Here is an 11854-nt window from a genome sequence, read left to right as displayed (position 1 = left end):
TAAAAAAAGAATGAAATCCAACAGGATTTCATTCTTTTTTTATGCTGTAAATCTAAAAAATGATATGAGCAATCACAACAATAATCGGTAATGAAATAATCGTTCGTTGTAAGAAAATAAGAACTAAATCTAAGAATGAAACAGGTAATTTTGAACCAAGAAGTAGCCCACCAACTTCTGACATGTAGATCAATTGTGTGATGGATAAGCAGCCGATTACAAATCGGGTCATCTCACTTTCAATTCCACTTCCGATAATAGCCGGTAAAAACATATCAGCAAAACCAATTAGCATTGTTTGTGAAGCCTCTGAAGCTTCAGGGATTTGCATGAGCTCTAATACTGGAATAAACGGATATCCTAGTATTTTAAATAAAGGTGTATATTCTGCAATGATCAAAGCCAGTGTCCCAATTGCCATAACAATAGGAAGGACACCAAGCCACATGTCTAGTACGTTCTCAATTCCTCCTTTGAGATTAGTGGTGAATTTATTTCCTCTAGCTTGCTTGATAGCATGTTGGAAACCCCACTTTAATGATGAAATGTCAGAAGGAATTGCTTCATCGACTTTTTCATTCTCATTATAAAATGTATTAGATTTACGAGATAGAGGTGGAATTCTAGGGCTAATAAAAGCACATGCAAGCCCTGCTATAACAATCGTTAAATAAAATGATACAAAGTATTGCTCCAACTTAAGATATGACATAATGACAATTGTGAAGGTTATTGATACAACTGAAAAAGTTGTGCCGATAACAGCTGCTTCACGTTTGGTATAATAACCATCTTCATATTGCTTATTTGTTAAAAGAACCCCGATCGTTCCATCTCCTAACCAAGATGCTAAACAATCTATCGAAGATCGTCCTGGTAAGGTAAATAAAGGGCGCATGATTTTTGTGAATAATGCCCCACATAATTCTAGTAAGCCAAAGTTTAATAGCAGAGGTAGAAATAATCCTGCAAACAGAAACACTGAAAATAAAACTGGTATCAAATCAAATAATAATAGCCCACCTGTGGCTTCACTCCATAAAGAGTTAGGACCTATTTTAAACAATGCGATGATGGAGAAAATCATTCCTAATAATCTTGTTATTTGCCAAATCCAAGAAACATTAAATAGTTTATCTAAAAAAGGTCTATTAATGATTAAGCTAGGCTGAATTATCTTTGTAAAAAGAGATAAGAGAGCAGCAATCGTAATAAGAAAAGTTGCGATATAAGGAAGCGCTTCTCCAAAAGCAGTTTGGACAAATCCAGCCATTAATGCAACAGAAATTGTAAACTCCCCATTGATTGACAAAGGGATAACAAAAAGGAAAATTCCTATTAACGATGGAAGGATAAATTGTAAATAGTCTCTAGTTGTATACACTTCTTCCTTTTTTAACCGTTTATCCATTGAATACACCCCTTGTTATAGTAGTGTGTTTAATCATATTTAAACCCCTTTCCTTTTTTTCTTTCTTTTTGAATAGTCATAATATATAAAAATTAATAAGCAAGTTTTGTGCCAAGTGACAAGTTGGTTATATACCTTAATTTCATGGAAGAACCTGCAAAATATATTTGCAGCAATATAAATATATTACTCTATATTTTGATTAAGGAAAATAGATACAATATATAGACGAATTCACTATTATAATGTCATTATGTAAAACTTTTCAATAGATGATAATAAAAAAACTATTTAGCCTTACTACTTATCGAATATGAATAAAAGAGGGTTTCAGCTAATAATTGGTTGGACAGTTAATGAGAAAAAATATTGCTACCTACTTTATAGTAAGGTTTTTACCTTGTTTTAAAAGTTGATTATAATAGCAGTTAAATAGCATGAAAGCTTAGAAAAACGATTGACCATAGGAACGTAAGGCTGTAAACTAATCACAAAACCGTCCAGTCGGTACAGTTGAAGAGAGGTGCTGGTCATGAGTAGACAATCACAAATTTTAGAAGCAGCTTCTAGAGTTATTGTTGATTTTGGGTTAAATAAATTAACATTAGAAATGGTCGCTAAAGAAGCGGGAATTAGTAAGGGCGGATTACTTTATCATTTTCCTAACAAAGAAGAGTTAATAACAGCACTCAATGTTTATGCTTTAGAGGAGTTCAAAAGAAAGATTAATCTTGAATTGGTAAATATAAAAGAAGAAAATGGGAAATTCTTAAGAGCTTATGCATTGGCAACAATAAATGAACTTACAGAATCAAATCATATATTACTAAATTCAAGTTTATTAGCTTCATTGGCAAATAATATAGAAGCCTTGACACTATGGAGAAAGCAATATGAACAATGGGAACTTGATTTCAATAGAGAAAAGGTAAAACGAGAAGATGTATTAACTATACGATTTGTTTGTGATGGACTTTGGTTTTCAAGCATGTTTCACTTAGATGTTATTGAAAAAGAGGAAGCTGTTCATCTTATCAAATATTTACTGGGAAAGCTTGAGGAGGTATAGTTAATGGCCTATCTATTATTATTTTGTTCAATCCTGCTAGAGGTATTTGGTTCAACTATGTTAAAGCTTTCTGATGGATTTAAAAAATTAATTCCTGTGATCTGTGTAGTTATCGGTTATGGATTGGCATTTTATTTACTCTCCATTACATTGAAAACACTACCTTTAGGTATTGTTTATGCGACATGGAGTGGTGTTGGAACTATTTTCACAGTGTGTGTAGGTGTTTTTCTTTTTAAGGAAAAAATCAATAAAAAGGGGTTTGTGGGAATAGGTCTACTTGTTGTTGGTTTAGTACTAATGAATATGAGTAATTAAAAAAGGAAGGGGAAAATATGAAGGGGATACTATTTTTAATGATCGCTGTGCTATCAGAGGTTTTTGGATCAACAATGTTAAAACTATCAAATGGTTTTACAAATTTTATACCTTCACTTGGTGTGATTGTTGGATTTTCACTAGCATTCTTGGCTTTAAGTTATGCACTTAAAACAATACCGCTATCATCAGCATATGCAACATGGTCTGGCTTAGGTACTGCTCTTACAGCATTAATTGGTGTTTTTCTGTTTCAAGAAAGTTTTAATTTATACAAGATGGTAGGGTTATGTCTTGTTATAGCTGGCATTTATGTATTAAACTCAACAACCCAGAAGGTTGAAGATAATACAGTGAGTGTTAGTGAAAATGTATAAACATGCTTATTTTTGTTGTAAGAAGAGTGCGTTATAATAAAGGAAGAACTATAAAAGGTGGGCTATATGAATAAGCAAAAATTATATTTAGATATTGCAAGCTATATAGAAAAACATGATCAAATTTCCGCTATGACATTATGTAATGAACTAATCGAAAACTATGGATTTTCTGATAAACAATTTTCTACAGGAAGACCTAAACTATATGTTGAAGTTGTTATTTACCTAGAAAAATTACTGAAGAGTGATGTATTGAAATCATTGGAGAAGGATCAACATGATTGTAGATATGAGGTTGTATCAAAGGTGATTCAGGATCCTGAACCCAAAAGTGAGGAAAATGTAGAAGAGAATATCGATCATGAAGATGGAGATATGCAACTCTCTCTTTTTTAAAGAAGCAAGATTGACTAAAACAACAAGATAAAAGGTGTGGAAAGTTATTCATGAAAATTATCAATCATTCCTATAAAAGACGAGGTACTATTGAATTTATGTTTGATGACTATCCTTTTTCAAAAGTTATTTTTTCACCGATTAAAAATTATTATTTTGTTAGAACGGTGAGGTGGGATCCTGCCGATTCTGTTGTGACTAGAAATGATTTAGAGAAAATGGAGATACTAGCTAATGAGTTTTTGGGCTGTTTAGATTTTTATAAAGATAGAAAAGCATATAAAGAGTATAGTAGATAGGACGTAGGGGTAAATATAAGTATTGTGATAGTTGATTTCTGCTACAGGATGCTCGCTTTCCGCGGGGAAAAATATTGAAAATGCCCAACTGCCGGCTTTTTCAAAAAGAAATTTTTCCTAGGGCAGGCGGTGAGCTTCCTCGGCGCACAGCGCCTGTGGGATCTCACCTGTCCCGCTGCACCCGCAGGAGTCTCGCACCTTCCGCTCCAATCAACCCTAAATAGTCTCCACTAAAACAATATCTTTAGAGTAGGTCTGTAATTTTTTGATCATCACACTGTCAATTGAAGAATTTTCATTAGTTTCGCAATCTTTTATGCAGAATTGTGGTGTCGCATTAATAATCATTGCTTATTCAACTAGGAATTATAAAATGATTAAAAAAACAATATTTTTCATTAGCAGCACCTGTTACGTTTCCTAATGCATATCCGTCATTTAATCCACGTCAAAATATAATATTTATTTCTTCTATTTTTCTTCTGTTAACTTCAATGTTTGTCATTTCATTATAAAACTATATCCTTCATTCATTTTCTATTTATAACTTATTTTTTACACCATGATACTTGTAATGGAGGAAGAGACAATCAAGGCGTACATTTACAATTTAAGGCCTTTGTCTAGAAATAAAATAATTGTAACAGCTATTAACAACACCCCTAATCCATTCGTTATAAAACGTTCATCTTTTCCACCTGCTTTTGCTTAGTTTTTCTTTATAATGGGTGTTAGGAGGGATTATATGGGAAATGTGACTTTTTTATTAGCTTTTAGTGGAGGGTTGTTGGCGTTTATTTCACCCTGTTGTTTGCCGCTTTATCCATCGTTTATTTCATATATTACTGGTATGTCAGTAAGTGAGTTAAAGGGTGAGAAGTCCAACTTACATAGAAAAACGATTCTTACACATTCTGTATTCTTTTCAATCGGATTTTCTGTTATTTACTATATATTAGGATTTTCGATGAGTAGTGTTGGTGCAATTTTCAAAGAGTACCAAGATTTAATTAGAATGTTAGGTGGTATATTTATTGTTTTAATGGGGTTGTTTATGCTGGAAGTTTTTCAAGCGAAATTTATGCTGAAGGATACTAGATCACAGAAAAAAGGAAAAATCGGTTATATAAATTCCTTTTTTATTGGCCTTGGTTTTGCAGCTGGTTGGACTCCATGTATTGGTCCAATATTTGGTGTTATTATGTATACGAGTGCCCTGAATCCTTCACAAGCGATGATCAATATTACTGGCTATGCACTCGGGTTTTGTTTACCTTTCATTATTATGGCTTTTTTTATTAGCAAAACAAAATTCATCTTGAAGTACTCACGAATGTTTATGAAAATTGGTGGATTTGTCATGATTATTCTTGGTATTTTACTATATTTTGATCAAATGACTTATTTCACGATTTGGTTTCAAGAGTTTCAATATAAGCTATTAGATTTATTACAGAAGAAATAAGGTGGAATTAAATATGAGATGCAAATTAATACTCCTAATTTTTTTACTTATTTTAACTGGCTGTACAAGCACAAATACAATACCTAAGGAATTCATTGATTTTATACCAGAAAGTGAAAATGAATTTTATGTTGTAGGATATGAAGATGAAAAAAACACTACTACTTATTTTAAGAAGAGTATTGATGAATTTAAGGAAGATCAGTCAGTTAGCGGTCTCACAATTTATTATAAGGTCGATGATTCTTTTAGAAAAGCTCATGAGAAAATGAGATTTAATTATAGTTCTGGTTTTATTATTCTTGAGAAAGATAAAACACCTTATTATGTTGAAAGTTATAATGACTTTTTGGATAAAAAAAGTAGCAGGGAGTAATTAACTATCATTTGTAGTTCTGAACGCAAATGGCAGAAGAATTAAAATCAGTTGTTAGTAAATTTAGATTATAATAAGTATGAAAACTACTCAATTTGTGAGTGGTTTTTTAATAGAGTTGCTTCGTAGACTATAATTTCCATCGGTAACTTGAAGGAAACAATACACAGAAAAAACCTTTAACAAGTAATGAAAAGAATGATCAATTAATGACTGAGGTATTTGATGTGAAACTGTATAGTGATGTAAAGACATGAACTCTAAAAGGCAGGTACTAATATGGAATGTGGATGTGGAGTAAATAAAGTGCTTGAATTTAAGGTCGAAGCAGATATTGGGGCAGATCCAATTTGGTGTAATAAGTGTGGTTATAATTTAGATATAGAGGATTTTAAGATATCAAAAAACCCTGAAGAAAAACTAATGAATTGGATTAGTCAATATGGAAAATGGATTGATTGGACAACAGATACATTGGTGCCAAATGCTGCAGAAATGGAAGCCATTCATAATGCTAATGGTGAAAAATTAACTCATGAGTTAGCAACAGAGCTTTCTCTAGAAGGGAAGGTTCTATTTTCTCCTTCCAAAATCGTAATGGCTTACAGTAATAATAAATACTAATTTTGGTATTGTTGATAAATGAAGCACCCTTTATGTTATAAGAAAAAAAGGAGCAGCAATATCTCTGCTCCTTTAATGTATGAAAATGTTTATCCTAACTCTGATGCATATTTATTTAAGTCTTTACTCATTTTTTCGATTTCATCGATGAAGGATGAAATATCTTCAGTTGATGCTGCTTGATTTTTACCTACAGCAACAACTTTTTCAATAGAAGCTGATATATCATCCATTGATTTTTGTATGTTTGTTAGTGTTGTACGGATTTTTTCTGTAGAGGAAACTGTCTCATTTGAAAGCTTTCTAATTTCGTTAGCTACAACTCCAAAACCTCTACCCATATCACCTGCACGTGCAGCCTCAATTGATGCATTTAAGCCTAATAGGTTTGTTTGATCAGCAATTCTTTTAATGAAAGTTAAAACATCGTCTGTGTCCTTAACTTCATCCTTTGCTTTTTTAGATTGAGAGAGAAGGGTATTACTAGTTTGAGAGAGATCGTCAGCTCCCTCTGCAATTGTTGTTACACGGTTATTTGCTTGAGTAATGGAGATAACTATTTGATCTGAAATTCGACGTAATTCTTTCTCATTTTGTTCTTGAATTTGAATAGCAATGGCACCTACAACTTTATTTCCTTCGATGATTGGTGTTGCTAACCCTGTAAATGGAAATCCGAAAAATTCGGGATCTACTTCTGTTCGAATGATTTTCCTGTTTTTAATACAATCTGCTAGAGGTTCTCTAGGATTAATTTTATGACCAGGTCTTGCTCCAATATCGATCTTTTTACCAGGATAATATGCAATCCATTCTTCAGTATTTGTCACACCAATAGCGATGTGTGGAAGCATAGAATGAATAATTGGAATAACCATAATAATTGAGTCAAGTATATGGCGATCTTCCTGAGTTTCTCCTATATCGTGTTTAGTTATTTTTGTAGTCATTAATTTTCCCCCATGAATGTTGTCTTATATAGTACTATATCTATTATACTAGTTATATGGGGTAAATAAATTAAATAGTCTTTTTTACTTATATCTTTTTTGAAGAAATCTTCTTCTTTATACTTTTTTTAGAATTAATTTCTAGTTTTAGTAAGTTTAGTAAATAATTAGATAGAAAGATGAAGGAAAAATGAATGGACATATTTTATGGATTATTTATTTAGGGCTTTTAGGGACAACTGCAATTTTTTTTCTTATTAAAGGTATGTATAAAACAAAATTAACGAAGGTAGATTTTGTTATTTCAATTATCACATGGATTGGGTTATTTGGGTTTGTTACAAATATACAAATATTAACACCGCTTGTATGGAAAATAGTCTTCTTTGGAGGGATTGCTTGGGATATCTTTTTTGGACTATTTATCCAAGATCATTATGAGGATGAGGATTTTGAGGAAATACCTAAGACTGTCAGAATCGTTTTATCATTTCTAATGTTAGTGATACTTATAGGTCCATTATATTATGGATTATATCATTATGCTTTTTGAACTAGTATGGAAACGATTAAGGGAAATACTCTTGTAAGGTCTTTCTCTACATAATAAAAGATGACTCAATAGCCACATAATGTCGGCTTTGAGTCATCATTATATAAGTTAATAATTAAGATCTAAATTTTCTTACTAATCCGTTAAGATCTTCTGCTAATTTTGACAGATGTTCTGCACTAGAAGATATTTCTTCCATTGAGCTGCTTGTTTGTTGAATAGAAGCAGATGTTTGTTCAATTCCTGCTGCTGATTCTTCAGAAATAGATGCGATATTATCAATAGAATGACTCATATTTCCACAATCTTGATCAATTTCTTTTAATCTATTTGATACATCTTGAACTTGATTGACAACAGCTGAAATAGCTGATTTAATATCTTCAAATGTTTTACCGGTTGTTTGGATAGAAGACGTCCCTTTTTCCACCTCTTCGTAACCAGATTCTAAAGTTGATACAACGTTATTGGATTCAACTTGGATACTCTCAACAATTCCAGTAATATTCGCTACTGAATCTGATACTTCTACAGCTAATTTCCTCACTTCATCAGCAACCACTGCAAAGCCTTTTCCATGTTCTCCTGCACGAGCCGCTTCGATTGCTGCATTAAGTGCAAGTAAATTTGTTTGCTCAGCAATAGATTGAATAACACCTACTAAATTAGAGATTTCTTTTGATTTCGTATCAAGTTGCTTGACCTTCTCTACAGAACTCTTGACTATATGATTGATATTTTGCATTTGATTTATAGAAGAACTCATTAAAGTACTTCCTTCTTCAGTTAATCCCAAAACAGAATGAGATGATGTGACAATGTTTTCACCGTAGGAGTTAGATTCTTGTATTTTGCCAATAAAAGAGATCATAGTTTCAGCTAGATCTGTTGAAGCGTTTGCTTGTGACTCCGAACCAGCGGAAAGTTCTTGCATAGTTGCTGCAACTTGATTACTTCCATCTTTTACTTCATTTGCAGACTGAGTTAGCTCCTCGCTTTGACTAGATACTACTTCTGAAACATTAGATATTTGATTTACCATATCCTTTAAGTTAACAAGCATTTCATTCATCGCTGTACTTAGTTGAGCAATCTCATCTTTTCCAGAATACGTATTTTCTTCAATAGATAAATTGCCTTCAGAAATCTCTTTAGCCATGTCAATTACTGAATTTAAGCCCTTTTGTACGATACGGTTAACAATAAGTACGATAGCAATCCCCACAATGATAGAAATAGAAATACAAATGATTAACGTGTAGATGGATTGTTGTATACTATTTTTAGTGTTAGTCATTGCAGCATCACGTTGGTCATTAATAAGTTCTCTTAAATCATCTAATAATCTGATTGAAGCACTTCTTAAAATTTGTGTATGCTCCCTATTTGTTAATACTACTGCTGTATTTCCATTATTAACTGCAGGTACGATTTCATTTAAGAAAATGTCGTTTACTTTTTGATCATTTTTTGCGATTAAAGTAAATAATTCTTCTTCCTTTTTTGTATCAATAGACTTTTGAAGTTCTTCTTGTAAGGTATTGAATTCAGTTCTTCTCTCTTCGAATTCTTTAATATAGTTATCATTTCGGTTGTTAATGTAATCTGCAATTCTAATATCTTTACTAGAAAATAGAGCGGACATTTCCTCTGTTTTAACTGCTCTTTCACTTCGTCTTTCCAATGCGTTAAGTTCTTCGCTTACATTTTGCATTTGTCCGAAAATAATCAATGCCGATATTCCAAATAGAGCAATTGAAAAAATTAATGCTACACTATACTTCCAGCCTATTTTAATATTTCTTAAAAGTTTTACGATCATTTTTGAATCTCCTCAATACAAAAGATTTGGTGTTATATTCCTATATATCGACAAATTTGTGTGAAATCTTAATATATTAATCAATTAATTGTTTTTAATTTGATCTTTCTTTAATGCTCTTTTTTGAAAGATTGTTTCTATTAGACTTCATTATTTGTTGCAACCAGTGTGTTATCGCATAAAAGGTGCGATTTGTAGAAGAAAAGATGCCACTAAACTTTGTTATTTCCATCATGCTTCTAGAAACAACAAAGTTTATGAAAACAGCCTTCTTTAAAAATATGTAACATGACTTTCTGGGTGCATCTAGATTTTAAACTAAACTTAATATGGAGTTGAATGGAATGAATAATCACGTTCAAAGTGTTTTACATCAGATTGAATTTGCAATAAAAACATTGATACAAATGATGGATGAGTTAGACAATTCTGACCTTAATAAAAGACCAACTACAAACAAGGCATCAATAGGTGAACTCTTAGAACATCTAACAAATATTTGTGAGGCGGATTTGATGATTGGGAACTCTGTGTCAGAAAGAGAAATGAAACACTATTATTCTAGTGTTTCATATAATTCAATAAGTGAAATGAAAATAGCTATAAATCGTAACTTTCTTCAATTAAAAAAGCATTATTTAAGTTTGTCTGGGGTAGATCTTACAGAGAAAGTAACAACATATTGGGGTGTTTCTTATACAAGGTATGAATGGCTTTTAGAGATCTTAGCACATCTATATCATCATAGAGGCCAGCTACATGCTATGCTTGTTCATTGTTGTAACAAAGAATTAAAGGTTTCACTGTTTGAATAAATAATACAGCTGAAGAATTTTATGGGTAATTTGACTCTTAATATCTACTTAAAGAAGGGAAAAGTGAACTTTTTGTCGAAAAAGACATGATTGGTATTTTCATATTTTTGGGTGTATAGACCTATTTTAGGTGTATAATGAATTATAAAACAGTTAGTTCGATAGCTATGTTGAAGGAAGGGATTTTCAGTGGAGAAGTATCATAATCTATCAAGAATGGATTATAAACAATGGTTTGAGAAAATCCTCGGATTTTATTGGTTAATGGTGATAATATCTGTTTTAGGACAATGTATAGGTTTATTTGTTACATTTCTCAACTACCCAGATTGGATAAGTGAATTTCTTGTATACAAAATAATTTTACCAACAAGTGTGCAACTACTAATTATGCTAGGTTGTGTTTATTTTATTAAAGTAAAGAAAATTTACAGCTCTAGGTTCTTGACCATTTCTGGTACTTTGGTAGCTCTGGTTATTATTCTGACACATCCTGATGTTCCAGGATTACAGGTTATGTTGTTATTGCCGATGTCAGTGGCTTTAATTTATTTTGACAAAAGTAAGCTGCTTTTTAGCTTTATTGTTAATATGGTTGCATTATCGGTTATTTATATATTTCCAGCTATAAGAGAATCTGTATCTGAATACGAATTTTTCTCTTATTTACTTTCTTTATTTGCAGGTTATTTTATTTATTTGGCCATACTTGAAAGAGGAAATGAAGTATTACAAATTGTAAAAAAAGCTTCTGAGAAGGAAAAGGAATTGCTTGTTAAAAGTACGATGATGGAAAGATTGACGAAAATAGATGCACTTACAAATTTATATAATCATAAGACCTTTCAAGAATATTTAGATCAATTTGTTGAACAAAGCTTAAAATATGAAATGCCTCTTCAACTAGCAATCCTAGATATTGATAACTTTAAAACGATTAATGATACGTACGGACACAGTGTTGGTGATTTAGTATTAAAGCGTCTGGCAAACGCAATTGTTGATAAAGTAACTGAAAATGATATTGTTGCTCGTTATGGTGGTGAGGAGTTTGCTCTTTTACTAACAAACAAAAGTCTTGAAGAAACTTATCAACTTATAGAAGATATTCGATTACATATTTCTCAGATAAACCATGAAGAAATGAAAGCTGTGAAAGTAACCGTAAGTATTGGTTTAAAGGACTTTAACGCGGGACTCAGTAAGCTCCATTTTTTCAAGCAAGCGGATGCCCTTTTATATAAGGCAAAACGTAATGGGAAGAATCAAGTGATGTTTGAAAATTAATTAAGAAACAAAAAACCTTCTGAGAAATGAAGTGACCCCTTAAAGTTAGACACGGTTATTTCTTTAGGCAACTTGGGTAAAATGAGTTC

General features: G+C 31.8%; 14 protein-coding genes. 11 read left to right on the top strand and 3 right to left on the bottom strand.

Going from position 1 to position 11854, the window contains the following annotated elements:
• Nucleotides 1–52: 52 nt before the first annotated feature.
• The gene (locus FS935_RS10915) at nucleotides 53–1411 is read right to left on the bottom strand and encodes a YjiH family protein (protein WP_146948488.1); all 1359 of its coding nucleotides are present in this window, start codon (nucleotides 1409–1411) and stop codon (nucleotides 53–55) included.
• Nucleotides 1412–1943: 532 nt separating this feature from the next.
• On the opposite strand from FS935_RS10915, the gene FS935_RS10910 reads away from it, so the two are divergent.
• The 8 genes from FS935_RS10910 to FS935_RS10875 all read left to right on the top strand — a co-directional run bounded on the left by FS935_RS10910 (nucleotide 1944) and on the right by FS935_RS10875 (nucleotide 6338).
• Complete coding sequence (locus FS935_RS10910) at nucleotides 1944–2480, top strand: TetR/AcrR family transcriptional regulator (RefSeq protein WP_146948486.1); 537 nt, start codon at nucleotides 1944–1946, stop codon at nucleotides 2478–2480.
• Nucleotides 2481–2483: 3 nt separating this feature from the next.
• A complete protein-coding gene (locus FS935_RS10905) occupies nucleotides 2484–2798 on the top strand; it encodes a DMT family transporter (protein ID WP_146948484.1) in 315 nt (104 codons plus the stop codon).
• A 17-nt stretch (nucleotides 2799–2815) separates the two neighbouring features.
• Entirely contained in the window at nucleotides 2816–3175 is a 360-nt protein-coding gene (locus FS935_RS10900; protein ID WP_146948482.1) for a DMT family transporter, read from the top strand.
• 66 nt (nucleotides 3176–3241) lie between these two features.
• On the top strand, nucleotides 3242–3574 hold the full coding sequence (locus tag FS935_RS10895; protein ID WP_146948480.1) for a DUF3895 domain-containing protein: 333 nt from the start codon (nucleotides 3242–3244) through the stop codon (nucleotides 3572–3574).
• A 50-nt stretch (nucleotides 3575–3624) separates the two neighbouring features.
• Nucleotides 3625–3873 (top strand): protein YuzH, encoded by a 249-nt coding sequence (locus FS935_RS10890; RefSeq protein ID WP_146948478.1) that lies wholly within the window; start codon nucleotides 3625–3627, stop codon nucleotides 3871–3873.
• A 745-nt stretch (nucleotides 3874–4618) separates the two neighbouring features.
• The gene (locus FS935_RS10885) at nucleotides 4619–5338 is read left to right on the top strand and encodes a cytochrome c biogenesis CcdA family protein (RefSeq protein WP_146948476.1); all 720 of its coding nucleotides are present in this window, start codon (nucleotides 4619–4621) and stop codon (nucleotides 5336–5338) included.
• A 13-nt stretch (nucleotides 5339–5351) separates the two neighbouring features.
• Nucleotides 5352–5714 carry a hypothetical protein gene (locus tag FS935_RS10880; protein ID WP_146948474.1) on the top strand — a complete coding sequence of 121 codons (363 nt, stop codon included), beginning with the start codon at nucleotides 5352–5354 and terminating at the stop codon, nucleotides 5712–5714.
• Between the two features lie 306 nt (nucleotides 5715–6020).
• On the top strand, nucleotides 6021–6338 hold the full coding sequence (locus FS935_RS10875) for an immunity protein CdiI family protein (RefSeq protein WP_240050888.1): 318 nt from the start codon (nucleotides 6021–6023) through the stop codon (nucleotides 6336–6338).
• Between the two features lie 89 nt (nucleotides 6339–6427).
• Here the strand turns inward: FS935_RS10875 and FS935_RS10870 are convergent, their stop codons facing one another.
• The gene (locus FS935_RS10870) at nucleotides 6428–7288 is read right to left on the bottom strand and encodes a methyl-accepting chemotaxis protein (protein WP_146948470.1); all 861 of its coding nucleotides are present in this window, start codon (nucleotides 7286–7288) and stop codon (nucleotides 6428–6430) included.
• A 190-nt stretch (nucleotides 7289–7478) separates the two neighbouring features.
• Between FS935_RS10870 and FS935_RS10865 the strand changes: the two genes are divergently transcribed.
• Complete coding sequence (locus tag FS935_RS10865; protein ID WP_240050887.1) at nucleotides 7479–7841, top strand: hypothetical protein; 363 nt, start codon at nucleotides 7479–7481, stop codon at nucleotides 7839–7841.
• A 115-nt stretch (nucleotides 7842–7956) separates the two neighbouring features.
• Here FS935_RS10865 and FS935_RS24185 read toward each other — a convergent pair whose 3' ends face one another.
• Nucleotides 7957–9663, bottom strand: coding sequence for a methyl-accepting chemotaxis protein (locus FS935_RS24185; protein ID WP_146948468.1), 1707 nt, complete (start codon nucleotides 9661–9663; stop codon nucleotides 7957–7959).
• 344 nt (nucleotides 9664–10007) lie between these two features.
• Here FS935_RS24185 and FS935_RS10855 point away from each other — a divergent pair, with 344 nt between their 5' ends.
• Nucleotides 10008–10478 (top strand): DinB family protein, encoded by a 471-nt coding sequence (locus FS935_RS10855; RefSeq protein WP_146948466.1) that lies wholly within the window; start codon nucleotides 10008–10010, stop codon nucleotides 10476–10478.
• Between the two features lie 189 nt (nucleotides 10479–10667).
• Nucleotides 10668–11765 (top strand): GGDEF domain-containing protein, encoded by a 1098-nt coding sequence (locus FS935_RS10850; RefSeq protein ID WP_146948464.1) that lies wholly within the window; start codon nucleotides 10668–10670, stop codon nucleotides 11763–11765.
• Nucleotides 11766–11854 lie beyond the last annotated feature (89 nt).

It is taken from the genome of Metabacillus litoralis (assembly GCF_007994985.1).
Lineage (GTDB): Bacteria > Bacillota > Bacilli > Bacillales > Bacillaceae > Metabacillus > Metabacillus litoralis.
Note: the sequence above shows the minus strand (reverse complement) of the source record. Positions and strands in the feature narration are given on the sequence as shown.